This window comes from Pseudomonas sp. LBUM920 (assembly GCF_003852315.1).
GTDB lineage: Bacteria > Pseudomonadota > Gammaproteobacteria > Pseudomonadales > Pseudomonadaceae > Aquipseudomonas.
The window spans coordinates 1015343-1041164 of record NZ_CP027762.1 but is presented as its reverse complement, the minus strand read 5'-3'; the positions used below and the strand labels follow the sequence as shown (position 1 = coordinate 1041164).

Below are 25822 nucleotides of genomic sequence, written 5' to 3'. Positions count from 1 at the left end.
TGACGGTGGTTACCGCTACTGCGACTAGCCCGGCACGCGGCGGATCTTGGCGCCGAGCATCTGCAGTTTCTCTTCGATGCACTCGTAACCACGGTCTATGTGGTAGATGCGGTCGATCAGCGTGTCGCCGTCAGCGCACAGCGCCGAGATGACCAGGCTGGCCGACGCGCGCAGGTCGGTAGCCATCACTGGCGCGCCCTTGAGCTTGTCGATACCGGTGACGATGGCGGTGTTGCCTTCGACCTGGATCTTGGCGCCCATGCGGTGCAGTTCATACACGTGCATGAAGCGGTTTTCGAAAATGGTTTCGATCACGGCACCGGTGCCTTCGGCAATCGCGTTCAAGGAAATGAACTGCGCTTGCATGTCGGTCGGGAACGCCGGGTAAGGAGCGGTCCGCACGTTGACGGCTTTTGGCCGCTTGCCGTGCATGTTCAGCTCGATCCAGTCGGCACCGGTGGTGATTTCAGCACCGGCTTCCTTGAGTTTTTCCAGGACGGCTTCAAGGATGGTCGGATCGGTGTCCTTGACCTTGACGCGGCCACCTGTAACGGCAGCAGCCACCAGGTAGGTGCCGGTCTCGATACGGTCCGGCATCACTTTATAAGTGGCCGAGTGCAGACGCTTAACACCGTCGATGGTGATGGTGTCAGTGCCGGCGCCGGTGATGTTGGCACCCATGGCGATCAGGAAGTTGGCCAGGTCGACTACTTCCGGCTCGCGCGCGGCGTTTTGCAGGACGCTGCGGCCGTTGGCCAGGGCTGCGGCCATCATGATGTTCTCGGTACCGGTCACGCTGACGGTATCAAAGAAGAAGTTGGCACCACGCAGGCCGCCTTCCGGCGCCTTGGCCTTGATGTAGCCGCCTTCGACGTCGATGGTTGCGCCCATGGCCTCAAGGCCACGGATGTGCAGGTCGACCGGACGCGAACCGATGGCGCAACCGCCAGGCAGTGCCACTTCGGCCTCACCGAAACGGGCAACCATCGGGCCCAGCACCAGGATCGATGCGCGCATGGTTTTCACCAGCTCGTACGGAGCGATCAGGGTCTTGATGGTGCGCGGGTCGATTTCGACGGACAGTTTCTCGTCGATCACAGGCTCAATGCCCATGCGACCGAACAGCTCGATCATGGTGGTGATGTCGTGCAAGTGCGGCAGGTTGGCCACAGTCACCGGGCCATCGCACAGCAGGGTCGCTGCCAAAATCGGCAAGGCAGAGTTTTTCGCACCGGAAATGCGGATCTCGCCATCAAGGCGGGCACCGCCGGTAATAATCAATTTATCCATAAGAATCTCGACGCCTTGGGGGCTCAGGTGCGCTCGGCCCAGGCCGCGCGGCTGAAAAATTTCATAGTGACCGCGTGGATGCTGCCATCGGTGATCCACGGGTTTAAATGGGCATAGATCTGCTGTTGACGCTTGACCGGGCTCAATGCCGCCAGTTCATCGCTAATCACGTTCAGCTGGAAATTGCAGCCTTCGCCTTCAACTTCTACGTTCGTTTCGGGCAGCTTTCCTTCAAGGAAGCTTTTAACTTCTAGGGCCTGCATGCTCAACCTCTATCGGCGCCCAGTGCGCACGGGTCGCACATCATACAAAAAAGCCCCGCGCCTGCGAACCCCGCATAGCAGGACTCTGACGGGGGGCTTCCTTGATATTGGCTATTAAGGATGCGCCAGAAGCTCGGTCAGACCGGAAACTTCGGCAATTTCGCGCATGTCCTCAGGCAACGCACGGATGCTGACCGGCTTTTTGACCGCCTCGGCATCACGCATGAAGCACAGCAACAATGACAAACCGACGCTGCTGGACTTGGTCACTGCCGAGCAGTCCAGCACCAGCGCAGGCGCGTTGCTGCTGTTGATCAGCGCCTGGCCCTGCTTGCGCAGGTCAGGCCCGGAGCGGTAATCGAGCACGCCGCTCAGAAATAACTCGCCGGCGTCGCCAAGCCGAACAGCCGACTCGGTCATTGCGCAGGCTTCCCGGCAGCTTGTTTGTCGGTTTCTTCCTTGGCCTTGGCGACTTCACCGGCCCAACCATTGATGGTTTTGTCCAGGTCGTTGCCATTGCGCTGCATGGCGTCAGCGAACTGATCGCGGAACAGCTTGCCAATGTTGATGCCGTTGATGATCACGTTGCGCAGTTTCCACTCGCCTTTGACCTTCTCCAGCGTGTACTGCACAGGGTAGACGGCGCCGTTAGTGCCTTTGACGGTCATGTTGACGCTGGTGCGGTCACCTGACTCATCCCCGGCCGGAGCAACGGTAATCCCCTGGTTGTTGTATTCCAGCAGGGCATTACCGTAGAACTGGAACAGGCCCTTTTTGAAGTTTTCCTGGAAGGTCTGCATCTGCGCAGGCGTTGCCTTGCGCGAATACTTGACCGTCATGATGCTGCGGGAAATGCCTTCGGCATCAACCACTGGCCCGACAATGGTGTTGAGCGCATCGTAGAACTTGCTTGGGTCTTGCTTGTACTGCTCTTTATTGGCAGTCAGGTCAGCCAACATTTTGTTGGTCGTGTCCTGCACCAGATCGTGCGCAGAACCCGCCGCGTTGGCCATCAAGGGCAGCGCTGCAAGCAGCACCAGCAGGCCACGTCGCAAGGTAGAGATCATGAACAGATTCCTCATTTGGCGTCTTTATTGACCGTATTGAGCAGGAATTTACCGATCAAGTCTTCAAGCACCAGCGACGACTGTGTGTCGTGGATTGTCGAACCATCCTTGAGCAGGGCTGTTTCCCCGCCCACGCTGACGCCGATGTACTTCTCGCCCAGCAGACCCGCAGTGAGAATAGATGCAGTGGAGTCAGTCGGCAGATTATCTACCTTCTTGTCTACCTGCATGGTTACTCGCCCGGTGAAGCTGTCGCGATCCAGATCGATTGCCGTGACCTTGCCGATGGTCACACCGGCCATGGTCACTTTAGCTCTGACAGTCAAACCGGCGATATTGTCGAAGTAAGCGTAAAGTTTATAAGTATCGGCGGTCGGGCTGGCCGAAAGGCCACTGACTCGCAGGGCCAGCAACAGTAAAGCCAGGATGCCAGCCAGCAAGAAAAGGCCGACACCGATTTCCACAGTGCGGTTTTGCATCAGAAATCTCCAAACATCAAGGCGGTCAAAATGAAGTCAAGGCCCAGTACCGCCAGCGAGGCGTACACAACGGTCTTGGTGGTGGCGCGACTGATCCCCTCTGAAGTGGGCTCACAGTCATAGCCTTGGAATACGGCGATCCAGGTCACTACAAAGGCGAAAACGATGCTTTTGATGATGCCATTGAGCACGTCGCCGCTGAAGGTCACGCTGTTTTGCATGTTGCCCCAGTACGAGCCGTCATAGACGCCCAACCAGTCAACCGCCACCCACGAACCGCCCCAGATGCCTACCACGCTGAAAATCATCGCCAGCAGTGGCAGGGAAATGAAGCCGGCCCACAGGCGCGGGGCAACGATGTACTTGAGCGGGTCCACGCCGATCATTTCCAGGCTGGACAACTGCTCGGTGGACTTCATGTTGCCGATCTCGGCAGTCAGCGCAGAACCCGCGCGCCCGGCAAACAGCAAGGCGGTGACCACCGGGCCCAGTTCACGCAACAGCGTCAGGGCGACCATCTGCCCCACTGCCTGCTCCGAGCCATAGCTGGAGAGGATGTTGAACCCCTGCAACGCCAGCACCATGCCGATGAAAATCCCGGAAACCACGATGATGACCAGGGACATCACGCCGACGGAGTGCAGTTGTTTGAGCAGCAGGCCAAAGCCGCCACCAATGCCGCCGCGACCGAGCAACGCGTGAAACAGGAAAATCGTCGAACGCCCAAGCACTTCGACCATGTCGATGCCCGAGCGACCGAAAAGGCGAACCTTTTCGATGAGAGATGTCTTGCGCATCAGCGCTTCCCCAGAAGATCTGAGCGGTAGTCCGCTGCCGGAAAATGAAAAGGCACCGGGCCATCGGGATCGCCGGTCATGAATTGGCGAATGCGCGGGTTGTCAGCGTTCATCAGCTCTTCAGGCGTGCCCTGCCCCAGCACCTGACCATCACCTACTACATAAAGGTAGTCGGCGATGCTCGCGGTTTCAGCCAGGTCGTGGGACACCACGATACTGGTGATGCCGAGCGCATCGTTGAGCAGGCGGATCAACCGCACCAGCACGCCCATGGCGATGGGGTCCTGACCGACGAAGGGCTCGTCATACATGAGGATCTGCGGATCGAGAGCAATGGCACGCGCCAAAGCGACACGGCGCTTCATGCCGCCGGACAATTCATCAGGCATCAGGTCGATGGCGCCGCGTAGGCCAACGGCCTGCAGTTTCAGCAACACGATGTCACGAATCATTTCATCGGACAGCTGGGTATGCACCCGCAGCGGAAACGCCACGTTTTCGAAAACATCGAGGTCGGTGAACAAGGCGCCGCTCTGGAACAGCACGCCCATATGCTTGCGGGCATCGAACAGATCGCTGCGCGACAGCGTCGGCAGGTTCTGGCCGTTGACCCACACTTCGCCGGCGCTAGGGCGCAATTGCATGCCCATCAGGCGCAACAGGGTGGTCTTGCCGCAACCGGAAGGCCCCATGATGCCCGTGACTTTACCGCGGGGAATGCGAATATCGACGTTATTGAAGATGCTGCGCGTCCCGCGCTTGAAGGTAAGGCCCTTCAGCTCGACCGCGTAGGCGTTATCGGCACTCATCTAATCTCCTTGGGATGCAGCCTTTCACTCAGACACCATGTTTGCGACATTCGTTTGCAATGGTCGCGCAATAGTTTGCAACGGGTGCGCATTATTTAGTCACATGGGTTGGGCGGACCGAACTGGCGGCGAACTATATCACTGCTGGTACAGAGCCCCCAAGGCCGGAACAGCGCTCGTTCAGATTCGGGACAGGGAAAAAAACCCTGCCGGGCATGATTCTCTTGCTCAAGCAGAATAAACCCTGACGAACTTGCGTGAGGGAATTGATCATTACCGCTATAATCGCCGACTTTTCGTCAGGCTATACGATTTCAGACATGAGCCAATCCAGCGACCTTATTCAATCCGCACAACGCACCATCCGTCTCGAGCTAGAAGCCGTAGAAGGCTTGCTGGCCCATATCGACGCGGATTTCGTACGTGCCTGCGAGATGATTCTGGCCAGCAAAGGCCGCGTTGTCGTGGTTGGCATGGGCAAGTCAGGCCACGTCGGCAACAAGATTGCCGCTACATTGGCCAGCACCGGAACCACGGCTTTTTTCGTACACCCGGCCGAAGCCAGCCACGGCGATATGGGCATGATCACCAAGGATGACATCATCCTGGCATTGTCGAACTCCGGCACCACCAACGAAATCGTGACCCTGCTGCCGCTGATCAAGCGCCTGGGCATCAAGATGGTCAGCATTACCGGCAACCCGGATTCGACGCTGGCCAAGGCCGCGGAAGTGAACTTGAATGTTCACGTAGCCCACGAGGCCTGCCCGCTGAACCTGGCGCCGACGTCCTCGACCACCGCCGCCCTGGTGATGGGCGATGCCTTGGCAGTGGCGCTCTTGGAAGCCCGCGGCTTTACCGCTGAAGATTTCGCGTTTTCGCATCCAGGCGGCGCTCTCGGCCGTCGCTTGCTGCTGAAAGTGGAAAACGTCATGCATTCGGGCGATGAACTGCCCCACGTCCAGCGCGGCACCCTGCTAAAGGACGCGCTGATGGAAATGACCCTCAAACGCCTGGGCATGACTGTCATTCTGGAGTCCGACGGGCGTCTGGCCGGCGTTTTCACTGACGGTGACCTGCGCCGTACGCTGGACCGCAATCTCGACATTCAAACGGCGACGATCGATGAAGTCATGACCCCTCACGGCAAGACCGCACGCCCGGAAATGCTCGCGGCCGAAGCGTTGAAGATCATGGAAGACCACAAGATTCTTGCGCTGGTAGTCGTCGACGGCGACGATCACCCGGTTGGCGCCCTGAACATGCACGACTTGCTGCGTGCGGGAGTGATGTAAATGACCAGCGACCTGCTGCAACGCGGTAAACACATCAAACTGGCGATTTTCGACGTCGATGGCGTGCTGACCGACGGCCGCCTGTACTTCCTCGAAGATGGCAGTGAATTCAAGACGTTCAACACCCTCGACGGCCAAGGCATCAAAATGTTGATGGCCGCGGGCGTGCAAACTGCGATTATCAGCGGTCGAAAAACACCGGTTGTGGAACGCCGTGCACAAAACCTGGGTATTCCTCACCTGTATCAGGGCCGTGAGGATAAACTGGTGGTTCTGGACGAGCTTCTTGGCCAACTCAACCTAAGCTATGAGCAGGTCGCCTACTTGGGCGATGACCTGCCCGACCTCCCGGTTATCCGCCGCGTAGGTCTGGGCATGGCCGTTGCCAATGCGGCGACCTTTGTTCGCGAGCACGCCCATGGCATCACCACGGCCCGTGGCGGCGAAGGTGCCGCCCGCGAGTTCTGTGAATTGATCCTGCGTGCCCAGGGCAGCCTTGAAGCGGCACACGCCGCCTACTTATAGAGCGTTTTATGCTGAGCAAAAAGATTCGCAATTTCCTGCTGTTCGGGGTCATCGCCGCGCTGTTTCTGGCGGTAGGCTACTGGAATATCAGCCCCGAACGCTTTCTCGACAGGTCTGGCGCGCAGGTTGACGAAGGCGCTATCGACTATTACGCCATCAATGCCTACAGCGTGCAGTTCCTGCCGGATGGCAAGCTTCAATACGAGATGAACTCGGACAAAGTCGAGCACTTGAAGTCGTCCGATGTCACGTTGCTGACCAACCCGGACATGAACTTGTACCGCGGCACTGAGTTCCCTTGGCATGTCACCAGCAAGCATGGCGAAGTCAACCCGGACGGCACTCAGGTAGAACTGATCGACTCGGTACGTGTTGCACGTACTGACGATAAGAACCGCGACACTATTATTACCAGCAGTCGCATGACCGTTTTCCCACAACAGCAATATGCGCAGACCGAGCAAGACGTTAGAATCGACGGCGCTGGCGGTGTATCGACTGGCAAGGGAATGAAAGCGTATTTGAAAGAAAGCAGGATACACCTGCTATCGAACGTAAGAGGACAGTATGAGGCTCGTTAAAACCCTCCCTATTTTGCTCGGTCTGGGCGCAGCACTGGGAAGCGTGAGCGCCTGGGCTCTGCCGAACGATAGCCAGCAACCGATCCACATTCAGGCTGACGATGCACAGCTGGATGACAAGCAAGGCGTTGCAACCTATACCGGCGCCGTGATCATCACCCAAGGTTCGATGAAGATTACCGGCAACACGGTGACGCTCACGCGTACGCCTGCGGGTGACATCGACGTGGTGACTTCGGTGGGTAACCTGGCCTATTTCGAACAGAGGCAGGCTGCTGCAGATCCTGCTCCGATGAAGGGCTACGGTAAGACCATCCAGTATCACGCCCAGCAGAACCGTATCATCCTGATCGATCAGGCCAGGGTTGTGAGCAGCGACGGCAATACCACGGACGGTGAGAAAATCACCTATGACACCGTGAAGCAGATCGCTCAGGCTGGTCGTGCCACCGGCGCGAAGATCGGCACGCCGAAACCGCGTATCGACATGGTTATCCAGCCCAAGCAGAAAGACGCTGCCGCTCAGCCTGCGGCTAAACCCGCTGCGAAGAAGGCGAACTAATGGCAACCCTCAAAGCCCAGCATCTGGCCAAGGCTTACAAAAGCCGTCAGGTCGTGCGCGACGTCAGCCTGTCGATCGACAGTGGCCAGATCGTCGGCCTGCTCGGCCCTAACGGTGCCGGCAAAACCACATGCTTCTATATGATCGTCGGGCTGGTCCAGGCGGATCAGGGCCGTGTATTGATCGACGACCTCGACGTGAGCCACCAGCCAATGCACGGTCGTGCACGCGCAGGTATCGGCTATCTCCCCCAGGAGGCGTCGATCTTTCGCAAACTGTCGGTGTCGGACAACATCATGGCGATCCTCGAGACCCGCAAGGAACTCGACCGTGACGGCCGCCGCAAGGAGCTGGAAAGCCTGCTTCAGGAATTCCACATCAACCACATTCGCGACAACCTTGGCATGAGCCTGTCCGGTGGTGAGCGCCGTCGCGTGGAAATCGCACGTGCACTGGCAACCGCGCCGAAGTTCATCCTGCTGGACGAACCGTTTGCCGGCGTTGACCCGATCTCGGTCGGCGACATCAAACAGATCATCCATCACCTCAAAGCCAAGGGCATCGGCGTATTGATCACTGACCACAACGTCCGTGAAACCCTCGATATCTGTGAGACGGCTTATATCGTCAACGATGGCCAGCTGATCGCCGAAGGCGATTCCGCCACCATCCTGGCTAACGAACTGGTCAAGGAAGTGTACCTGGGCCACGAGTTCCGCCTGTAAGCATCGTGGTGTCACGGCTGTTCGCCAAGGCGCGCGGGAGTCAATAAAAACCTCGTTTTTTTATTGTTACCGCGCTCTAGGCAAAGCCCCCGACATCAGGCATATAATTTGCTTATGTTTGGCGCTCACGCGCCCTGTCGTGGATGGCGCATTGCGCCGGCGAATAAGGTGTTAAGCCCCTGCCATGAAACCATCGCTAGTCCTGAGAATGGGCCAGCAGCTGACGATGACACCGCAGCTGCAACAGGCCATCCGCCTGCTCCAATTGTCGACCCTGGACCTGCAACAGGAAATCCAGGAGGCCCTGGAGTCCAATCCGATGCTCGAACGCCAGGAAGAAGGCGACGACTTCGATAATGCAGACCCGCTGGCCGACAACATCGAGCAAAAACCCAACTCCGACGTGCAGGAACCCTCCTACCAGGAAACCGCCCCAACGGTGGATAACCTTGAGGAAGGCGAATGGAACGAACGCATTCCCAACGACCTCCCCGTGGATACCGCGTGGGAAGACGTTTACCAGACCAGCGCCAGCAGCCTGCCCAGCAATGACGATGACGAATGGGATTTCACCACCCGCACGTCCGCTGGCGAAAGCCTGCAAAGCCATTTGCTGTGGCAACTTAACCTCGCGCCGATGTCCGACACCGATCGCCTGATCGCTGTCACCCTGATCGACTGCATTAATAACCAGGGCTACCTGGACGAAACCCTTGATGAAATTCTCGAGGCCTTCGACCCGGAACTGGACATCGAGCTGGACGAAATCGAAGCCGTCCTTCACCGCATTCAACAGTTTGAGCCCGCCGGCATTGGCGCCCGCACCCTCAGCGAGTGCCTGCTGCTGCAATTGCGTCAACTGCCCGCCAAGACACCTTGGCTCGCCGAGGCCCAGCGCCTGGTCACCGACTACATCGACCTGCTGGGCAGCCGCGACTACAGCCAGTTGATGCGCCGCATGAAGCTCAAGGAAGACGACCTGCGCCAGGTCATCGAGCTGGTACAGAGCCTCAATCCGCGCCCCGGCTCGCAAATCGAGTCCAGCGAAGCCGAATACGTCGTTCCCGACGTGATCGTGCGCAAGGACAACGAACGCTGGCTGGTGGAGCTTAACCAGGAATCGGTGCCACGTTTGCGCGTCAACCCACAATACGCAGGCTTTGTGCGCCGCGCCGACACCAGTGCCGACAACACCTTCATGCGCAACCAGTTGCAGGAAGCGCGCTGGTTCATCAAGAGCCTGCAAAGCCGCAACGAAACCCTGATGAAAGTGGCCACCCAGATCGTCGAGCACCAGCGCGGCTTCCTGGAATATGGCGACGAGGCAATGAAACCGTTGGTGCTGCATGACATCGCCGAGGCGGTAGGCATGCACGAATCAACGATTTCCCGGGTGACCACGCAGAAGTTCATGCATACCCCACGGGGTATTTATGAGTTGAAATACTTTTTCTCCAGCCATGTCAGCACCTCCGAAGGCGGCGAATGCTCGTCCACGGCGATCCGCGCGATCATCAAAAAACTGGTTGCTGCGGAAAATCAGAAAAAGCCGTTGAGTGACAGCAAGATCGCTGGTTTACTGGAGGCACAAGGCATTCAGGTCGCCCGTCGAACCGTCGCCAAGTACCGCGAGTCCCTCGGGATCGCGCCTTCCAGCGAGCGTAAGCGTTTGATGTGACGGGCGGGCCATAGCGTTCCAGTGGCGGGTATTCCTACCCGCCGCTTTATGCACTGGCAACGAAGGAGAAGCTGTATGCAAGTCAACATCAGTGGACACCAACTGGAAGTTACCAAGCCCCTGCGTGAGTACACCGAGAGCAAGCTGAACAAGCTTGCGGGGCATTTTGACAAGATCACCAACGTGCAGGTCATCATGGAGGTCGACAAGCTCAAGCAAAAAATCGAGGCCACCCTGCACGTACCGAATGCGAAGCTAGTCGCCAATGCGGAGCATGAAGACATGTACGCAGCGATTGACTCGCTCTACGACAAGCTGGACCGCCAACTCATAAAGCATAAGGAAAAGTATCTGCACCTGATGCAAGGTACAGGTCGTTAACTCTCCCCCATGATCCAACTTGAAACCATCCTGACCCCCGGCCGTTCACTCGTGAACGCGCCGGGCGGCAGCAAGAAGAAAGCCCTCGAACACATCGCTAACCTGATCAGCCGTGAAGTGCCTGAGTTGGATGAGCAAGTTGTGTTCAAGGCCCTGATTGACCGTGAAAAGCTGGGCTCGACCGGTTTTGGTAACGGCATCGCCATTCCTCACTGCCGCCTTGAAGGCTGTACTTCGCCCGTAAGTGCACTTTTACACCTGCAAGAAAAAATCGATTTTGATGCCATCGACGGCGCCCCGGTTGACCTGCTGTTCGTGCTGCTGGTCCCGCAGGCCGCCACCGATGCACACCTGGAGCTGCTCCGGCAGATCGCCAGCATGCTCGACCGCAAGGAAGTACGCGACAAACTGCGCAGTGCCAGCAGCAACGAGGCGCTCTATCAGGTTGTCCTGGATGAACAAAACAGGCAGTAATCATGCGTTTGATCATCGTCAGCGGCCGTTCCGGCTCGGGTAAAAGCACCGCACTCAATGTCCTTGAAGACAACGGCTTCTATTGCATCGACAACCTGCCCGCCGGCCTGCTGCCGGAATTGGCCGAGCGTGCGCTGATTCATACTGAGTTGGCGCAGCCGTTGGTTGCCGTTTCAATTGATGCCCGTAATCTGCCCAGCCACCTCTCGCGATTTCCTGAATTGCTCGAAGAAGTGCGGGCCAAGCACATCAATTGCGACGTGCTGTACCTGGATGCCGACGAAGAGACGCTGCTCAAGCGCTTCTCTGAAACCCGTCGACGCCATCCTCTGAGCAGCCCTCACCGCTCGCTGGCCGAGGCCATTGAGGACGAGACCACGCTGCTGGGACCGATCATCGACCTCGCCGATCTCAAGATCAATACCACCGGCCTGAACTTGTATCAGCTGCGCGACGCCATCAAGCTACGCCTGCTGAATCAACCAGAGCCTGGCACGGCATTTCTCGTCGAGTCGTTTGGCTTCAAACGAGGCATGCCGGTCGATGCCGACCTGGTGTTCGACGTTCGCTGCCTGCCCAACCCTTACTGGAAGCCGGAGCTGCGTGATCAGTCCGGGCTGGATCAGCCGGTGGCCGAGTACCTGGCTGCGCAACCGGATGTCGAAGAGATGTTCCAGGACATTTCCAGCTACCTGCTTAAATGGTTGCCACGTTTTGCCGCGAGTAATCGTGCCTATGTCACTATCGCCATCGGCTGCACCGGCGGCCATCATCGTTCTGTCTACCTGACTGAACGCCTGGGCCAGGTGCTGCAACAAACCCTCAAGAACGTCCAGGTTCGCCACCGCGACCTTAGCTGAAAGGAACACCTGCGCGATGCCCGCTTTGGAAATCGAAATCATCAACAAGCTGGGCCTGCACGCTCGCGCTTCCGCCAAATTCGTCGGTGTGGCCGGGCAGTTCCCCTGTCAGATCCGGGCTGGGCGCACGCCCGAATCCATGGTCGACGGCAAGAGCATCATGGCCATGATGATGCTGGCTGCCGGCAAGGGCACCAGGATTCACTTAAAGACTGAGGGTGAGCAAGAACAGGAAGCGATGGACGCTCTGGTAAAGCTGATCAATAACTTCTTTGACGAAGGCGAATAACCGCGTCTAGGCACTCGGCTTGTTGGCAGGACGCCCTCAAGCCTTACCTTCACCGGGCGACCGTCGCCAAGCCTGGCTTTTGATGGTGGGCTGAGGTTTATCCCAGAGCAGTATCCATCACCATCATCAAACAGAACCCGATGCACAGCCCCAGGCTGGCAAGCTTTTCGTGACCATTGCGGCGCGATTCGGGAATCACTTCGTGCGTCACCACGAGCAACATCGCCCCAGCTGCCAGCGCGAGCCCCAGCGGCAACAAAATTTCCGCCAGGATCACCAGCCAGGCGCAGAGCACCGCAAAGACCGGTTCGACCAACCCTGACGCAGCGCCGATCAGGAACGCTTTGGTCCGCGACATCCCTGCCCCGGCCAAGACCAGTGCAATCACTAGACCTTCCGGAACATCCTGCAGGGCGATGCCCATGGCCAGGCTGTCGGCATCCGGCATGCCGCCACCCGCGGAAACACCTACGGCCATGCCCTCCGGAATGTTGTGGGCAATGATGGCAAACACGAACAACCAAATGCGCGGTGGAATCACCGGCTTGTCCGGCGTGCCCACCAGCATTTCCGGGCTGGCGCCGGAGACCTTGCAGTCAACCAGGTACAACCCGAACGCACCGAGCATGATGCCAAAGCTGATCAAACCACTGGCTCCCCAAGGCGATAGCCCAAGACCCTCAGCGGCCGCAATACCCGGCACGATCAGCGAAAAGGCCGTCGCCGCCAACATCACACCGGCGCCAAATCCCAGCAAGGTATCGCTGAGCGCCACTGGCATCCGACGAATCACCAGCACCGGGACTGCGCCCAGTGCCGTGCCAAGCGCGCAGATTGCCCCGCCCTGCAAGGCACGCAGGATGCGCGGTTCCAGATCCAGCCAGGCCAGCCCGTGGGCCACCAGCAATGCAGTACCTGCCAATAGCAGCAGCGAACCAAACGCATAGCGAAACATTCGTCCGCTGCTGATCGCCAGTGTTTCAGTGCCCATAGTCGGCCTTAGATCTTGTTATTGGATGAATATCAGGCCAAGGCGGCCTGGTAGCGTGCGGCGACTTCCGGCCAGTTGATGACGCTGTAGAAGGCGTTGATGTATTCCGGGCGGCGGTTCTGGTAGAGCAAGTAGTAGGCGTGCTCCCAGACGTCCAGGCCGAGGATCGGCGTGTTGCCGTTCATCAGTGGGCTGTCCTGGTTGCCGCTGTTCTCGACCACCAGAGTCTTTTGTGGCGTGACGCTCAACCAGGCCCAGCCGCTGCCGAATCGGGTCAAGGCCGCCTTGGTGAAGGCTTCCTTGAAACTGTCGAAGCCGCCCAGTTGGGTCTCGATCGCTGTGCCTAGTGCGCCCTCGGGTTTGCCGCCGCCTTTGGGCGACATCACCGCCCAGAACAACGAATGGTTAGCGTGACCGCCACCTTGGTTGATCACCGCGGCGCGAAGTTTTTCCGGCAGTTGCTGGACGCTGGAGACCAGCTTTTCAACCGGCCAGCCCGCAAACTCGGTGCCCTCTACCGCTGCATTCAGATTGTTGATGTAGGTCTGGTGATGCTTGGTGTAGTGGATTTCCATGGTCTGCGCATCGATATGCGGCTCCAGGGCATCATAGGCGTAGGGCAAGGCAGGCAAGGTGTAGGACATATCAATGTGCTCCGTAGTAGGGACTGTTGCGGGTCGACGCTTGCGGTTGCGCCGCAGTGCCACCCAGCAAGCGATGGGTCCGCGGGTATTCGCCGTGATCACTGATGAAGTTCAACAGTTCGACGTAGGTCTTGCTGCTCTGGCGCAGCGCCGCCTCGCGCAATTGCGGGCTCAGGCGCGAGTCCTGCATGGTCTGCAACAGGCGTTGGTGGATAGCGCACAGGTATTCCGCGCTTTCCTCGGGCTGGTTCAGGCGCAGGTGCAAGTCCGCCAGGTTGTGGTGGGAGATGACGCAAGCCGCCACTGCTTCGTCGGCATCCGCCCAGCGCTCGAATAACACTTGAGCCAGGGCCAGGGCTTGCAAATAAGCCTCGCGAGCGTCAACCAATTCGCCCTGCATAAAGCAGCGATTGGCTCGTTCGATCGTGCGTTTCCAGTGCTCCATGGTGAGCCTCCAAAGCAGAGTCGGTGATTACACGCCGCCGGCCGTGAGCTTTTCAGGATCCAGCAGGATCTCGAGTTGGCTACGTGACAAGTCGGTGTGCTCAAGGGCGACATCCATTACCGGGCGGCCTTGCTGGTAGGCCTTCTTGGCAATTTCAGCGGCTTTTTGGTAACCAATGATCGGGTTGAGGGCCGTGACCAGGATCGGGTTGCGCGACAGCGCTTCCTTGAGCTTGGCCTCGTTGACTCTGAAGCTGGCGATGGCCTTGTCCGCCAGCAATCGGCTGGAGTTAGCCAGCAGTTCGAGGCTGCTGAGCAGGTTTTGGGCAATGATCGGCAGCATCACGTTGAGTTCAAAGTTGCCGGACTGGCCCGCAACAGTGATCACGGTGTCATTGCCGATGACTTGCGCAGCAACCATGGCAGTCGCTTCGGGGATCACCGGATTGACCTTGCCAGGCATGATCGAAGAGCCCGGCTGCAAGCCTTCCAGTTCGATTTCTCCCAGGCCTGCGAGCGGTCCGGAGTTCATCCAGCGCAAGTCGTTGGCAATTTTCATCAGCGAAACGGCGGTGGCTTTCAACTGGCCGGAGACGGCCACGGCGGAGTCCTGCGAGCCAATCAACGCGAACAGGTTCTTGCCCGGTGTGAATTTCACGCCGGTCAGGGTGCTCAGTTGCTGGCTGAAACGCGCAGCGAATTCCGGGTGTGCGTTGATCCCGGTGCCGACCGCCGTGCCGCCCTGGGCCAGGGCTTGCAAGCTCGGCAGCAAGTCCTGCAAGTGACCGATATTGGCTTTGAGTTGTTGTGCCCAGCCGTTGAGCACTTGGCTCATACGCACCGGCATGGCGTCCATCAAGTGGGTGCGTCCGGTTTTGATGAACGGGTGGACCTCCTCGGCCTTGCGTTCGATCACCTGCACCAAGTGCAGCAAGGCCGGCAGCGTTTGCTCGTGCAGCACCAACGCGGCGCTGACGTGAATGGTGGTCGGGATGATGTCGTTGCTGCTTTGGCCGCAGTTCACGTGGTCATTGGGGTTGACCGCCTCGCCCAGCAAACGGCTGGCGAGGGTCGCGATCACTTCGTTGGCGTTCATGTTGGAGCTGGTGCCGGAACCGGTCTGGAAGATATCCACCGGAAAGTGCGGCATGTAATCACCTTCCAGCAAACCCTGGGCGGCATCGACGATGGCTTTGCCTTGCCCTTCGCTGATCTGTTTGAGGTCGACGTTGACCTTGGCCGCGGCGGCCTTGGCCAGAATCAGGGCGCGAATGAATTGCGCTGGCATACGCAGGTTGCTGATCGGGAAGTTGTTCACCGCGCGCTGGGTTTGCGCGCCATACAAGGCCCCGGCAGGCACTTGCAGTTCGCCCATGCTGTCGCGTTCGATACGGGTGTTACTCATCGGAAGATCCTTGCACCAAGTCAGAAACGGAAAGGGAGGGCAGCAATTCGCAGGTCGCCAATTGCCAGGCAAAGGTCTGCCAGCGCTTGAGGCGGCAGGCACAGTGAGAAAGTTTTTCCAGGTCACGCAGCGGGCGCCACGCCTGGTCCAGGCACATGGATCGCCAATGCCAGGGCAAGGCGACATCGCTGGCGGTGTCGATCAACAAACGGAATGAGGTTTCAGCGATCGTCCACGGATGGGTCGCGGTGCAGCACGCCAGGTATCGACCCTCATTGAGGTAATGTTCGATCAGGCGAGGTTCATTGGGATCGAGGCCGCAGCGAATCTGACGACTCATCCAGCGCCAGCTTTCCAGGTACGGATCCTCATGCAGGACAGAACTCATGATCCACACTCATTCGGTAATGATATTTATTATTAAATGATATTGAGAATCAAAACAAGGGTGGCACGTGAATCCAGCCGTGACGCGAGCATAAAAAAGGCGCGCCATCTGTAGGATGGCGCGCCTTTTTTGAGACGTTGAGTGTTTAGCTGCCGGCGACGGTCATCCGCTCGATCAACACCGACCCCGTGCGAATATTGCTGCGCAGCTCCAAATCGTTACCGACGGCCACGATCTGCTTGAACATGTCGCGCATGTTGCCGGCGATAGTCACTTCCTGGACAGCGAACTGAATCTCGCCGTTTTCCACCCAGAAACCGGCGGCGCCGCGGGAATAGTCACCTGTCACCATATTCAGGCCACTGCCCATCAATTCAGTCACCAGCAGGCCGCGGCCCATGCGACGCAGCAGCGCAGCCTGGTCTTCATCGCCATGGGTCACGAACAGGTTGTGCACGCCTCCGGAGTTGGCCGTGCTCGGCAGACCCAGCTTGCGACCGGCGTAAGTGCCCAACACGTACGAGACCAGCTCGCCCTTCTCGACGAACGGCTTGGCATAGGTCGCCAGGCCGTCACCGTCAAAGGCGGAACTGCCCATGGCACGCATCAGATGAGGACGCTCATCGATGGTCAGCCACTCTGGGAACAACTTCTGGCCGATTGCACCCTCGAGGAACGAGGACTTGCGGTACAGATTCCCACCGGAAATCGCCCCCAGGAAGCTGCCAAACAGGCCGCCGGCAAGTTCGGCCGAGAACAGCACCGGCACTTCACATGTCGGCACAGGACGCGCGCCCAAACGGCTCGCCGCGCGCTGTGCAGCGCGCTGACCAATACTGACCGGGTTCGCCAGCAATTCACCCTGGCGGCTCACGTCGTACCAATAATCACGCTGCATCTGGCCATCGGCTTCGGCGATCATCACGCAGCTCAAGCTATGGCGAGTGGAGGCGTAACCGCCGATAAAACCGTGGCTGTTGCCGTAAACACGGCAACCCTGATGGGTGCTCAGGGTGGTGCCATCAGCATTCTTGATACGGGGATCGGCATCAAATGCCGCGGCTTCGCAGATCAGCGCTTGCTCGATAGCCTGCTCAGGCGTGATGTCCCAGGCGTGAAAGAGGTCGAAATCCTTCAAGTCCTTGGCCATAAGCGCTTTGTCGGCCAAGCCCGAGCTTTCATCTTCGGACGTGTGCTTGGCAATCGCCAATGCAGCAGCGACAGTTTCGCGTATCGCTTCCGGCCCGCTGGCCGACGTACTCGCCGAGCCTTTGCGCTGCCCCGAATACAAGGTGATACCAAAACCCTGATCGCGATTGAATTCGACAGTTTCCACTTCCCGCTGGCGCACCGACGTCGACAGGCCCTGCTCCAGCGAGACGGCCACTTCACAGGCACTGGCACCCTGGCGCTTGGCTTCGGCAAGGATCTGCTCGACTTGTTCCTGCAGTGCCGGTAACGCTTGCGGACCGACGCTTTGGGCTGCACTCATGGTTTTCTCCACTCAAATTCTGCTTTCGGTTAAGGCCATCGAGCGACCGGGCCGGACAAGCGGCCCCCGACTGGTTATCATGGCGGCGTTTCTTTGCGGACTGCCACCATGGTTGATTCTTACGACGACTCCCTCGATGGGGAGAAAAGCAAAACCCAGGTCAAACGCGAGCTGCATGCTCTGGTTGACCTTGGCGAGCGCCTTACAACGCTCAAGCCGGATTTGGTTGCAAAACTGCCACTGACCGACGAAATGCGCCGGGCCCTGGCGGATGCGCCGAAGCACACCGCGAATATCGCGCGTAAACGGCACATCATGTTTATCGGCAAATTGATGCGCGATCAGGACACTGACGCCATTTTGACTTTGCTCGATCAACTCGATGCCTCCACTCGCCAGTACAACGAACGCTTCCATAACCTGGAACGTTGGCGTGACCGCCTGATTTCGGGCGATGACGCTGTACTGGAGAAATTCGTGGTGGACTACCCGGACGCGGACCGCCAGCAACTGCGCTCCCTGATCCGTCAGGCCCAGCACGAACTGGCGCAAAACAAGGCTCCGGCCACCAGCCGTAAAATTTTCAAGTACATCCGTGAGCTGGACGAGACTCAACGCGGCCTGCGCTGATCCTCTTCCCCGGGTGGCGTTCTGCGCCACCCGAAGCTCCACCGCTTACGACCCCGTGCCACCCACGGTGATCGCATCAATCTTCAACGTTGGCTGGCCAACGCCGACCGGCACCGACTGCCCATCCTTGCCGCACGTGCCCACGCCGCTGTCCAGCGACAGGTCGTTACCGACCATCGACACCTTGCTCATGGCTTCCGGCCCGTTACCAATCAACGTCGCCCCTTTGACCGGCGCGGTAATCTTGCCGTCTTCGATCAGGTACGCCTCGCTGGTGGAGAACACAAACTTGCCGCTGGTGATATCCACCTGGCCGCCGCCGAGGTTGGCGCAGTAGATCCCGCGTTTGACCGAGGCGATGATTTCCGCCGGATCGCTTTCGCCACCGAGCATGTAGGTGTTGGTCATACGTGGCATCGGCAAGTGCGCGTAGGACTCGCGACGACCGTTACCGGTGCGCGCCACGCCCATCAGGCGCGCATTGAGTTTGTCCTGCATGTAGCCCTTGAGCACACCGTTTTCAATCAGCGTGGTGCACTCGGTCGGCGTGCCTTCGTCGTCAACGCTCAACGAACCACGGCGACCCGCCAAGGTGCCGTCGTCGACGATAGTGCACAGCTTGGACGCGACCATCTCGCCCATGCGCCCACTGTAGGCCGAACTGCCCTTGCGGTTGAAGTCACCCTCCAGGCCGTGGCCCACCGCTTCGTGCAGCAAAACCCCGGACCAACCCGAGCCCAATACCACCGGCAAGGTACCGGCCGGTGCAGGAATGGCTTCCAGGTTAACCAGCGCCTGGCGCAGCGCCTCGCGGGCGTAGCCCATGGCGCGGTCATCGGAAAGGAAATACCGGTAGTCGGTACGCCCGCCGCCGCCATGTCCACCGCGCTCGCGACGACCATTCTGCTCGACGATCACACTGACATTAAACCGTACCAGCGGCCGTACATCCGCCGCCAGCCCACCATCGGTGGACGCCACCAGAATGCGTTCCCACACACCAGCCATGCTCACGGTCACTTGCTGTATGCGCGGGTCGAGGGCACGGGTGGCGGCGTCGATACGCTTGAGTAAATCGACCTTTTCCGCACGACTGATCACTTCCAGAGGGTTATCCGGCGCGTACAACTGCGCCACGTCCTGAGTACTGAACGCCTGCACCGTGCCGTTCTGGCCCGCGCGGGAAATCGAGCGCGCTGCGCGTGCCGCCAGACCCAGTGCTTCAAGAGTGATGGCATTACTGTAGGCAAACCCGGTCTTTTCACCGGATTGCGCACGCACGCCCACGCCCTGGTCAAGGTTGAAACTGCCTTCTTTGACGATGCCGTCTTCGAGGGCCCATGACTCGGAAATCTGCCCCTGGAAATACAGGTCCGCCGCGTCGATGCCTGGCCCGGCCAGGTCGCCGAGCACGGTTTGCAAGCTTTCGATGGTCACGCCACCGGGTGCCAGGAGGTGTTCACTGACTGAGGACAACAACTCGCTCATAGGTTTGGCCTTAAATTCATCGTTCCGAAGCAGGTCGCTGCGCGCCCTGCGAGAAAAAGCGCCGATGGTTGACCACCGGCATGCGCGTCCGAATCGACGCTTGTTCACTGCTATCGCGTTCGGCCAACAACACCGCTTCGCCTTGATCCTGTTGTGTCAGCACGCGCCCCCAAGGGTCGACAATCGCTGCGTGGCCAAAGGTTTCCCGTGGGCCTGGGTGTACGCCGCCCTGAGCAGCTGCCAGCAAGTAGCACTGGGTTTCAATGGCTCGCGCCCGAATCAGCACATCCCAATGTGCAGCGCCCGTCACCGCGGTAAAGGCCGAGGGCGCGGTAATCAATTCAGCTCCCGCCGCACGCAATTCGCTGTACAGCTCGGGGAACCTCAGGTCGTAGCACACCGTCAGGCCCAATCGCCCCACCGGCGTGTCCGCTACCACTACATTGCTCCCGAAAGCATAGTCGTCAGATTCGCGATAACGACCCCGCGCATCTGCTACATCCACATCGAACAAGTGCAGCTTGTCGTAACGGGCAACGATTTCGCCCTGATCATCGATCAGCAGCGAGCAAGCGTTGGACTTGGCGTTGGGTTGGTCCTTGGGCGGCAACGGCAAAGTACCGGCCACTATCCATAAGGTGAGGTCGCGAGCGGTCTGTTTCAACCACGGCAGGATCGGGCCTTCGCCCAAAGCTTCGGCGCGGCCGAGATCGGCTACGTCACGGCGGCCCATGGCGGCGAAGTTTTCCGGCAGTACCGCCAGCTTCGCGCCGCCCGCCGCCGCTTGCTCCAGCAAGCGCCTGGCCTGGGCCAGGTTGGCCAGAACATCGCTCTGGCTGACCATTTGAATTACCGTAAAGGACATAGGCCGACACTCCGTAAAGGGCATGCGGCCATGCTACTCCACAGCCTCTCAGTTTGGTTTTTCAAATGGCTTGTCGAAGGTGATTTTTGGATCCTTCCAAGGCCCTTGCACCTTGTACTGCACGCTGGCGAAGCGCGAAACACGATCGCCAATCAACTTGTCGATCAGGAATAACGCGCCACCAATGGCCGGTGCCCCGACAATCAAAGCGGCAATCGGCAGGTTATTGGTCACCGGCAACGTGACCAGCAGCTTGGCGTCGACGCGGTCGGCTACCAGGTCCAGCGTGCCATTGAGCTCCAGGTTGGTGGAAGGCCCGGTCATGGTGATGGGTTCACGCGTCACAAACACGCCATTGCTGGCCGCGAGCAAGCCTTTGACCCGGTCATAGCTCAAGCCTTTGCCAAGCAAGTCCGAGAAGTCCAGACGCAAGCGGCGCCCGATGGAGTTGAAGTTCAGCAAGCCAAATACCCGCAGAGCCTGCGCGCCACCTTCGACCTCAACGAACTGGCCTTTACGGAACGCTGCATCCAGGCTACCGGAGAAGCGCTTGGGACCGACCCAAGCCGGTGAGCCCGGCCAACGACCGTCCACATCCAGATGGAAGTCCTCACTGGTTACCGTCGGCGCAAACCCCCAGCCTTTGAGCACATCGGCGATGTTCTTGCCGTCCAGGCGACCTTTGTACCAACTGCTGCTGTTACCCGGTGCGCCTTCCCAACCACCAGCGCCGTTGAGCTGCATGCCTTTGAGGCCTAGGTCCAGATTGTTAAAGGCCAGGCCTTTGGCCGTCGGCCGTACTTTCAGTGACCAGGCGCCCACCAAGTCCGGCCCCTGGAACAGTTGATTGATGGAGATATCCAGCGCTGGAATGTCCTTGGGGTCGACATCCGCCAACGGGTCCGGCGCGTTTTCGTCGGCCTGTGCTTTCGGATCCACCGCCGGCAATTTCACGTACTGCAGGTTGATTGCAATAGGCGCGCCCTTGGCATCCGGAAGGTTCACAGCACCTTTGGCTTGCTGGCTGTCGAACTGCAACCCCCATGCGGACGGTTTGCGATCGAGTTGAAGGTTGACCTGGTCAAATTGGGTACCAAAACCGCTCAACTTGCCCACCTTGAAATCAGCACCGCTGAGCAGTTGCTTGGCATTGCCGCCTGGGTCATTGCCGGCGTAACGGTCGACCAGTTTCTTCCAAGGGTCTATATCCAGCTCCGACAGCACGCCACGAATGCGCAAGCCTTTGGCAGCCGGCAGCACGGCATCGCCGTCCCCCAGGAACAACTCCCCGCGACCCTCATTGAATTTGTCTGGAGGCGACGCAAAGGTGAAGCTCGCCAGCTCGCCATAATCGAACCAGTAGCGGCGCTCAGCCCCCTGCAAGGTCATGCGGAACACGCTGTCGCGCCCCTGGCTGGCGGGCATGCCGAACGGTGCGGGCAGGTCGACCGCTACGCCTTTCATGTTGGAACTGACCATCAGTTGGCTGTCGGCGCCGTCCAGTGTCACTTGCAATTGGTAGGGGATATCGCCGGACACCGGCAGCGGTTGGCTAATTTTCAACCAATCCGTCAAGCGCTTAACCGTGACCTGCCCTTTGGCGGTGATGCGCGTGCTGATATTGCCTGGTTTGCCATCGGCAATGATCTGCGCGGTGATCGGACGATCAAACGCCTGGGCGGAGATGTTCTGGCCACTCAGCCCCTTGGTGCTGTCGAAGCGGAAATCGCCCTTGAGCTGGCTCAAGTCCAGAGTCGGCTCGGCCAATTGCAGGCGGGACTTGTCGGTCTGAAAATCCACCACAATCTTCGGTTCGGTGCCTTTGACCAGCGGAATATCCAGGTCCAGCTTGCCTTGCAGGTCGCCCTCGCCTTTCCAGCCGGCAAACGTCGAGCCGGTGCCGATCGGCGCTTCCTGAAGGATCTTCAAGCCATCCCCCAGACCACCCGCGAATCCACCGGTGATCAGCAGATGACTGTCTTTACCGGCTGGCGCGTGAGGAATATTGACGTAGACGTCCTTGACCTTGGTATCGAGCAATTGGCCCTTGCTCGCCAGGATGCGTACGCCGCTCTCCTCGACAAACACTTCACCATTGACCTTGCTCACATGCGGCCAGCCTGGCTGGAACGCCAGTTCGGCATCGTGCACCTTGAAAAACAGGCTGATATTGCGTGCAGCCGGCAGTGCGTCATGGTTCAGCGAACCTTGGTACTGGAAGAAACCTTGGTCAACCGCGCCTTTGAGGATCGCTGTGCGCAACCACTCATCCAGCGACGGGCTCAATACCGCCGGCAAATACTTGGGTGTAAAACGGCCATCGCCATCGACCATGCCGACCCGCAGGTCCATATAGTCTTCCTGGCTGTGGTCGAAATGCAGGCGAATCAGGAAGTCTGCCGCAACCTTGCCTTCTTCGCCGAGCACCTTGATGTAGGGGGCGATCAGGGTGAAACCTTCTTTATCCAGCTTCCAAGTCAGGCGTGCATTGGCCTGGATGTATTGCCACGGCTTGGCAAAGATCGGGTACAGGTGCAAGGAGAAGTCCTTGCTGTCCATGCGCAACTCACCGTGGCCCAGGTCGCCGCTGATACTGCCGGACACGTTGCGCGCAGCCGGCGCGCCGAAGTAGGCATCAAACCCGATGCGCTCGAGGTTGGCGGCAAAACTGACCTTCTGATCGCTCGTGTCCTGGGGACGGAAATCCACCAGCACGTTGCGCAGCATGCCAGTGGCCTTGAGGTGTTCGACGGCTTTAGCAAAGCCTTCCGGCAGGGGCGCCAAGGCATTCAGCAGCGGCGTAATGGGCGTGAGGTCAAGGCGGTCGGCCTGAAGCTTCCAGACTTCCAGATCCTTGTCGGTAGCCAGGCTCTGCTGCAATTGCAGGCGCGACTCCCAGCGCGTGTCACCGATGTTCATTGCCAACGAGTCAAACAGCACATTGAGGCCGCTCTCACTGCGTTGCAGGTAAGCCGTGAGGGCAAGGTTTTCGATATGGACCGGCTTGCGGTCGGCGTAGCTGCCTTTCAGCTGGGGTGAGTTGAGACGCGCCACCGCGCTTTGCACGGTGCCTTTGGCCCAGGTCAGCCAGAATTCGCCGCCGGCCTTGAACTGCGTGACTTTCCATTGCTGGGTCAGCCTGCCGGGTATCCATTTGGCCCAATCGCTTTGCGGAAGGCTCAGGTAAGCCTGGACCTCACCGTCTTTCCAAGCGCTGGCGCGAATACGTGTACGCAGGTTCACAGCCAGTGGCTGGCCATCCGGCAGGGTCAGGCGGGCATCGAGGCGCTGGCGAGTGGCGCCGGTGTGCAGGCTGAGGCCCACGTAAGTCAGGGTCAGCGGCGTCTGGCCGAACGGTTGCAGCGTGACCTGGCTATCGAGCAACGACACGCGCTTGACCATCTGCATGCGCGTCAGCAACTGCTCAGGGTCCAACGGCTGATCGTCCTGTACCGGCAGGCCCTGGAGCGCCCAGTGGCCGTCCTTGTCTTCCTTGACGCTCAACTGCAGCCCGCTGACTTCCAGGTGGGCTATGCGCACCTCGCGGGCCATCAGGCTGGCCCAGATATCCGGCACCACTTCAACCTGGTCCAGGCGCAAGGCACTGCTGCCCTCGCCGACCATCACGTCGTGAGCCAGCAACACGGGAGCGAAACCGCTCCAGCGGCCTTCCAGGCTGCCGATTTGCACGGGCATGTCCACCGCAGCCTGAGCCTTGGCTTGGATTTCGGCGCGGTATTCAGCCACCAGCGGGGTCAATTCACGACCCAGGCTCACGTACACCGCAGCCAACACCAGCACCAAGGCACACAAGCCCAGGCCCCAACGGGTCAAAGCGGCAAAAAAGCGTATCAGACGCTCCATGTCAGGCGACCCTCAAAGCAGTTGACGGACGGCAGATCAAGGTCTGCCGTTCTCGAAGAAATTAAGCGATTGGGGATCAGAGCAGCACCACGTCATATTGTTCCTGGGAATACATGGTTTCGACCTGGAAGCGAATCGTGCGCCCGATAAAACCCTCCAGCTCGGCGACGTTACCAGACTCTTCATCGAGTAACCGATCGACGACTTTCTGGTTGGCGAGCACTCTATAACCTTCGGCCTGATAGGCGCGTGCCTCCCTTAGGATTTCGCGGAAAATCTCGTAGCAAACCGTTTCCGGGGTCTTCAGCTTGCCGCGCCCCTGGCAGCTGCTGCAGGGTTCGCAGAGCACTTGCTCAAGGCTTTCGCGGGTGCGCTTGCGGGTCATCTGCACCAGGCCCAGCTCGGTGATGCCGATGATGTTGGTCTTGGCGTGATCGCGCTCCAGTTGCTTCTCGAGGGTACGCAGCACCTGGCGCTGGTGCTCTTCGTCTTCCATGTCGATGAAGTCAATGATGATGATGCCGCCCAGGTTGCGCAGGCGCAGTTGGCGGGCAATCGCGGTGGCGGCTTCAAGGTTGGTCTTGAAGATGGTCTCTTCGAGATTGCGGTGGCCGACAAACGCGCCGGTATTGACGTCGATGGTGGTCATGGCTTCTGCCGGGTCCACGACCAGGTAGCCGCCGGATTTGAGCGGTACTTTGCGCTCCAGGGCTTTCTGGATTTCGTCTTCGACACCATAAAGATCGAAGATCGGCCGCTCGCCGGGGTAATGCTCCAGGCGGTCGGCAATTTCCGGCATCAATTCGGCGACAAATTGTGTGGTGCGCTGGAAGGTTTCCCGCGAGTCGATGCGAATTTTCTCGATTTTCGGGCTGACCAAATCGCGCAATGTACGCAGCGCGAGGCCAAGGTCTTCATAGATCACGCTCGGCGCGCCAATGGTTTTGATCTGTGCGCCGATCTGGTCCCACAGGCGCCGCAGGTATCGGATATCCATGAGGATTTCATCGGCGCCGGCGCCTTCTGCGGCCGTGCGCAGGATGAAACCACCCGCTTCCTTGATGCCCTCGGCAGCCACACAATCGCTGACCACCTTTTTAAGGCGCTCACGCTCGGCTTCGTCCTCGATTTTCAAAGAAATACCGACATGCGCAGTGCGCGGCATGTACACGAGGTAACGCGAAGGAATCGACAGTTGAGTAGTCAGCCGCGCGCCCTTGGAACCGATCGGGTCCTTGGTGACCTGCACCACCAGGCTCTGCCCTTCGTGTACCAGCGCGCTGATGCTTTCAACCGCAGGGCCTTCGCGCAGCGAAATTTCCGATGCATGGATAAACGCGGCACGGTCCAGGCCAATGTCGACAAATGCCGCCTGCATGCCTGGCAACACGCGCACCACTTTGCCTTTATAGATATTGCCGACAATGCCGCGCTTCTGGGTGCGCTCGACGTGCACTTCTTGCAGAACACCGTTCTCTACCACCGCCACGCGCGATTCCATCGGCGTGATATTGATCAGAATCTCTTCACTCATGG

General features: G+C 59.1%; 28 protein-coding genes. 11 read left to right on the top strand and 17 right to left on the bottom strand.

Going from position 1 to position 25822, the window contains the following annotated elements:
* Positions 1-24 precede the first annotated feature (24 nt).
* From murA to C4J83_RS04635, 7 genes are all read right to left on the bottom strand, one after another.
* Positions 25-1290 carry a UDP-N-acetylglucosamine 1-carboxyvinyltransferase gene (gene murA, locus C4J83_RS04665; protein ID WP_106578687.1) on the bottom strand — a complete coding sequence of 422 codons (1266 nt, stop codon included), beginning with the start codon at positions 1288-1290 and terminating at the stop codon, positions 25-27.
* 23 nt (positions 1291-1313) lie between these two features.
* Positions 1314-1553, bottom strand: a complete 240-nt coding sequence (locus C4J83_RS04660) for a BolA family protein (RefSeq protein WP_008434291.1) — start codon at positions 1551-1553, stop codon at positions 1314-1316.
* 114 nt (positions 1554-1667) lie between these two features.
* Complete coding sequence (locus tag C4J83_RS04655; protein WP_106578686.1) at positions 1668-1973, bottom strand: STAS domain-containing protein; 306 nt, start codon at positions 1971-1973, stop codon at positions 1668-1670.
* Entirely contained in the window at positions 1970-2620 is a 651-nt protein-coding gene (locus C4J83_RS04650; protein ID WP_119736621.1) for an MlaC/ttg2D family ABC transporter substrate-binding protein, read from the bottom strand. Before C4J83_RS04650 ends, C4J83_RS04655 begins: the two co-directional genes overlap by 4 nt.
* An 11-nt stretch (positions 2621-2631) precedes the next feature.
* Positions 2632-3099: an outer membrane lipid asymmetry maintenance protein MlaD gene (mlaD, locus tag C4J83_RS04645; RefSeq protein ID WP_005784855.1), complete on the bottom strand. Its 468-nt coding sequence runs from the start codon at positions 3097-3099 to the stop codon at positions 2632-2634.
* On the bottom strand, positions 3099-3896 hold the full coding sequence (gene mlaE / locus C4J83_RS04640) for a lipid asymmetry maintenance ABC transporter permease subunit MlaE (RefSeq protein WP_106578684.1): 798 nt from the start codon (positions 3894-3896) through the stop codon (positions 3099-3101). Before mlaE ends, mlaD begins: the two co-directional genes overlap by 1 nt.
* The gene (locus tag C4J83_RS04635; RefSeq protein WP_003171811.1) at positions 3896-4705 is read right to left on the bottom strand and encodes an ATP-binding cassette domain-containing protein; all 810 of its coding nucleotides are present in this window, start codon (positions 4703-4705) and stop codon (positions 3896-3898) included. Before C4J83_RS04635 ends, mlaE begins: the two co-directional genes overlap by 1 nt.
* A gap of 320 nt (positions 4706-5025) precedes the next feature.
* On the opposite strand from C4J83_RS04635, the gene C4J83_RS04630 reads away from it, so the two are divergent.
* From C4J83_RS04630 to C4J83_RS04585, 10 genes are all read left to right on the top strand, one after another.
* A complete protein-coding gene (locus tag C4J83_RS04630; protein ID WP_106578683.1) occupies positions 5026-6000 on the top strand; it encodes a KpsF/GutQ family sugar-phosphate isomerase in 975 nt (324 codons plus the stop codon).
* Positions 6001-6525 carry a KdsC family phosphatase gene (locus C4J83_RS04625; RefSeq protein WP_106578682.1) on the top strand — a complete coding sequence of 175 codons (525 nt, stop codon included), beginning with the start codon at positions 6001-6003 and terminating at the stop codon, positions 6523-6525. It abuts the gene before it with no gap.
* Positions 6526-6533: 8 nt separating this feature from the next.
* Complete coding sequence (gene lptC, locus C4J83_RS04620) at positions 6534-7106, top strand: LPS export ABC transporter periplasmic protein LptC (RefSeq protein ID WP_106578681.1); 573 nt, start codon at positions 6534-6536, stop codon at positions 7104-7106.
* Complete coding sequence (gene lptA / locus C4J83_RS04615; protein ID WP_106578680.1) at positions 7093-7668, top strand: lipopolysaccharide transport periplasmic protein LptA; 576 nt, start codon at positions 7093-7095, stop codon at positions 7666-7668. The genes lptC and lptA overlap by 14 nt, the downstream gene beginning before the upstream one ends.
* A complete protein-coding gene (lptB, locus tag C4J83_RS04610) occupies positions 7668-8393 on the top strand; it encodes an LPS export ABC transporter ATP-binding protein (RefSeq protein ID WP_016974288.1) in 726 nt (241 codons plus the stop codon). Before lptA ends, lptB begins: the two co-directional genes overlap by 1 nt.
* Before the next feature lie 184 nt (positions 8394-8577).
* A complete protein-coding gene (locus tag C4J83_RS04605; protein WP_106578679.1) occupies positions 8578-10071 on the top strand; it encodes an RNA polymerase factor sigma-54 in 1494 nt (497 codons plus the stop codon).
* Between the two features lie 75 nt (positions 10072-10146).
* On the top strand, positions 10147-10452 hold the full coding sequence (hpf, locus tag C4J83_RS04600) for a ribosome hibernation-promoting factor, HPF/YfiA family (RefSeq protein WP_106578678.1): 306 nt from the start codon (positions 10147-10149) through the stop codon (positions 10450-10452).
* A 9-nt stretch (positions 10453-10461) separates the two neighbouring features.
* Complete coding sequence (gene ptsN, locus C4J83_RS04595; RefSeq protein WP_058419319.1) at positions 10462-10926, top strand: PTS IIA-like nitrogen regulatory protein PtsN; 465 nt, start codon at positions 10462-10464, stop codon at positions 10924-10926.
* 2 nt (positions 10927-10928) lie between these two features.
* Positions 10929-11786 (top strand): RNase adapter RapZ, encoded by an 858-nt coding sequence (gene rapZ, locus C4J83_RS04590; protein WP_106578677.1) that lies wholly within the window; start codon positions 10929-10931, stop codon positions 11784-11786.
* A gap of 16 nt (positions 11787-11802) precedes the next feature.
* Positions 11803-12075: an HPr family phosphocarrier protein gene (locus C4J83_RS04585; RefSeq protein ID WP_106578676.1), complete on the top strand. Its 273-nt coding sequence runs from the start codon at positions 11803-11805 to the stop codon at positions 12073-12075.
* 97 nt (positions 12076-12172) lie between these two features.
* On the opposite strand, the gene C4J83_RS04580 is transcribed toward C4J83_RS04585, so the two are convergent.
* The 6 genes from C4J83_RS04580 to pmbA form a co-directional block, all read right to left on the bottom strand.
* Positions 12173-13066: a ZIP family metal transporter gene (locus C4J83_RS04580; protein WP_124416445.1), complete on the bottom strand. Its 894-nt coding sequence runs from the start codon at positions 13064-13066 to the stop codon at positions 12173-12175.
* Between the two features lie 32 nt (positions 13067-13098).
* A complete protein-coding gene (locus tag C4J83_RS04575; protein WP_119736614.1) occupies positions 13099-13710 on the bottom strand; it encodes a superoxide dismutase in 612 nt (203 codons plus the stop codon).
* A gap of 1 nt (position 13711) precedes the next feature.
* Entirely contained in the window at positions 13712-14155 is a 444-nt protein-coding gene (locus C4J83_RS04570) for a DUF2753 family protein (RefSeq protein ID WP_124416444.1), read from the bottom strand.
* 27 nt (positions 14156-14182) lie between these two features.
* Positions 14183-15559, bottom strand: coding sequence for a class II fumarate hydratase (locus C4J83_RS04565; protein WP_124416443.1), 1377 nt, complete (start codon positions 15557-15559; stop codon positions 14183-14185).
* Entirely contained in the window at positions 15552-15947 is a 396-nt protein-coding gene (locus C4J83_RS04560; protein ID WP_119736607.1) for a FagA protein, read from the bottom strand. The genes C4J83_RS04565 and C4J83_RS04560 overlap by 8 nt, the downstream gene beginning before the upstream one ends.
* Positions 15948-16092: 145 nt before the next feature.
* Positions 16093-17439, bottom strand: coding sequence for a metalloprotease PmbA (gene pmbA, locus C4J83_RS04555; RefSeq protein WP_124416442.1), 1347 nt, complete (start codon positions 17437-17439; stop codon positions 16093-16095).
* A 108-nt stretch (positions 17440-17547) separates the two neighbouring features.
* Here pmbA and yjgA point away from each other — a divergent pair, with 108 nt between their 5' ends.
* Positions 17548-18069, top strand: coding sequence for a ribosome biogenesis factor YjgA (gene yjgA, locus C4J83_RS04550; RefSeq protein ID WP_083360139.1), 522 nt, complete (start codon positions 17548-17550; stop codon positions 18067-18069).
* Between the two features lie 45 nt (positions 18070-18114).
* On the opposite strand, the gene tldD is transcribed toward yjgA, so the two are convergent.
* From tldD to rng, 4 genes are all read right to left on the bottom strand, one after another.
* Positions 18115-19557 carry a metalloprotease TldD gene (gene tldD / locus C4J83_RS04545; protein WP_106578669.1) on the bottom strand — a complete coding sequence of 481 codons (1443 nt, stop codon included), beginning with the start codon at positions 19555-19557 and terminating at the stop codon, positions 18115-18117.
* A 16-nt stretch (positions 19558-19573) separates the two neighbouring features.
* Complete coding sequence (locus C4J83_RS04540) at positions 19574-20422, bottom strand: carbon-nitrogen hydrolase family protein (protein WP_124416441.1); 849 nt, start codon at positions 20420-20422, stop codon at positions 19574-19576.
* A 48-nt stretch (positions 20423-20470) separates the two neighbouring features.
* Positions 20471-24286 (bottom strand): YhdP family protein, encoded by a 3816-nt coding sequence (locus C4J83_RS04535; RefSeq protein ID WP_124416440.1) that lies wholly within the window; start codon positions 24284-24286, stop codon positions 20471-20473.
* A gap of 76 nt (positions 24287-24362) precedes the next feature.
* On the bottom strand, positions 24363-25820 hold the full coding sequence (gene rng / locus C4J83_RS04530) for a ribonuclease G (protein ID WP_010213134.1): 1458 nt from the start codon (positions 25818-25820) through the stop codon (positions 24363-24365).
* Positions 25821-25822: the final 2 nt, after the last annotated feature.

What these genes read in the sequence shown, in the direction of transcription:
- C4J83_RS04625 (WP_106578682.1), top strand. Translation starts at nt 6,001, where the DNA reads ATGACCAGCGACCTGCTGCAACGCGGTAAACACATCAAACTGGCGATT.
- murA (WP_106578687.1), bottom strand. Translation starts at nt 1,290, where the DNA reads ATGGATAAATTGATTATTACCGGCGGTGCCCGCCTTGATGGCGAGATC.
- lptC (WP_106578681.1), top strand. Translation starts at nt 6,534, where the DNA reads ATGCTGAGCAAAAAGATTCGCAATTTCCTGCTGTTCGGGGTCATCGCC.
- mlaE (WP_106578684.1), bottom strand. Translation starts at nt 3,896, where the DNA reads ATGCGCAAGACATCTCTCATCGAAAAGGTTCGCCTTTTCGGTCGCTCG.
- C4J83_RS04635 (WP_003171811.1), bottom strand. Translation starts at nt 4,705, where the DNA reads ATGAGTGCCGATAACGCCTACGCGGTCGAGCTGAAGGGCCTTACCTTC.
- rapZ (WP_106578677.1), top strand. Translation starts at nt 10,929, where the DNA reads ATGCGTTTGATCATCGTCAGCGGCCGTTCCGGCTCGGGTAAAAGCACC.
- pmbA (WP_124416442.1), bottom strand. Translation starts at nt 17,439, where the DNA reads ATGAGTGCAGCCCAAAGCGTCGGTCCGCAAGCGTTACCGGCACTGCAG.
- C4J83_RS04540 (WP_124416441.1), bottom strand. Translation starts at nt 20,422, where the DNA reads ATGTCCTTTACGGTAATTCAAATGGTCAGCCAGAGCGATGTTCTGGCC.
- C4J83_RS04570 (WP_124416444.1), bottom strand. Translation starts at nt 14,155, where the DNA reads ATGGAGCACTGGAAACGCACGATCGAACGAGCCAATCGCTGCTTTATG.
- ptsN (WP_058419319.1), top strand. Translation starts at nt 10,462, where the DNA reads ATGATCCAACTTGAAACCATCCTGACCCCCGGCCGTTCACTCGTGAAC.
- yjgA (WP_083360139.1), top strand. Translation starts at nt 17,548, where the DNA reads ATGGTTGATTCTTACGACGACTCCCTCGATGGGGAGAAAAGCAAAACC.
- C4J83_RS04655 (WP_106578686.1), bottom strand. Translation starts at nt 1,973, where the DNA reads ATGACCGAGTCGGCTGTTCGGCTTGGCGACGCCGGCGAGTTATTTCTG.
- C4J83_RS04630 (WP_106578683.1), top strand. Translation starts at nt 5,026, where the DNA reads ATGAGCCAATCCAGCGACCTTATTCAATCCGCACAACGCACCATCCGT.
- lptA (WP_106578680.1), top strand. Translation starts at nt 7,093, where the DNA reads ATGAGGCTCGTTAAAACCCTCCCTATTTTGCTCGGTCTGGGCGCAGCA.
- C4J83_RS04660 (WP_008434291.1), bottom strand. Translation starts at nt 1,553, where the DNA reads ATGCAGGCCCTAGAAGTTAAAAGCTTCCTTGAAGGAAAGCTGCCCGAA.
- rng (WP_010213134.1), bottom strand. Translation starts at nt 25,820, where the DNA reads ATGAGTGAAGAGATTCTGATCAATATCACGCCGATGGAATCGCGCGTG.
- C4J83_RS04535 (WP_124416440.1), bottom strand. Translation starts at nt 24,286, where the DNA reads ATGGAGCGTCTGATACGCTTTTTTGCCGCTTTGACCCGTTGGGGCCTG.
- tldD (WP_106578669.1), bottom strand. Translation starts at nt 19,557, where the DNA reads ATGAGCGAGTTGTTGTCCTCAGTCAGTGAACACCTCCTGGCACCCGGT.
- lptB (WP_016974288.1), top strand. Translation starts at nt 7,668, where the DNA reads ATGGCAACCCTCAAAGCCCAGCATCTGGCCAAGGCTTACAAAAGCCGT.
- C4J83_RS04585 (WP_106578676.1), top strand. Translation starts at nt 11,803, where the DNA reads ATGCCCGCTTTGGAAATCGAAATCATCAACAAGCTGGGCCTGCACGCT.
- C4J83_RS04560 (WP_119736607.1), bottom strand. Translation starts at nt 15,947, where the DNA reads ATGAGTTCTGTCCTGCATGAGGATCCGTACCTGGAAAGCTGGCGCTGG.
- hpf (WP_106578678.1), top strand. Translation starts at nt 10,147, where the DNA reads ATGCAAGTCAACATCAGTGGACACCAACTGGAAGTTACCAAGCCCCTG.
- C4J83_RS04650 (WP_119736621.1), bottom strand. Translation starts at nt 2,620, where the DNA reads ATGATCTCTACCTTGCGACGTGGCCTGCTGGTGCTGCTTGCAGCGCTG.
- C4J83_RS04580 (WP_124416445.1), bottom strand. Translation starts at nt 13,066, where the DNA reads ATGGGCACTGAAACACTGGCGATCAGCAGCGGACGAATGTTTCGCTAT.
- C4J83_RS04565 (WP_124416443.1), bottom strand. Translation starts at nt 15,559, where the DNA reads ATGAGTAACACCCGTATCGAACGCGACAGCATGGGCGAACTGCAAGTG.
- mlaD (WP_005784855.1), bottom strand. Translation starts at nt 3,099, where the DNA reads ATGCAAAACCGCACTGTGGAAATCGGTGTCGGCCTTTTCTTGCTGGCT.
- C4J83_RS04575 (WP_119736614.1), bottom strand. Translation starts at nt 13,710, where the DNA reads ATGTCCTACACCTTGCCTGCCTTGCCCTACGCCTATGATGCCCTGGAG.
- C4J83_RS04605 (WP_106578679.1), top strand. Translation starts at nt 8,578, where the DNA reads ATGAAACCATCGCTAGTCCTGAGAATGGGCCAGCAGCTGACGATGACA.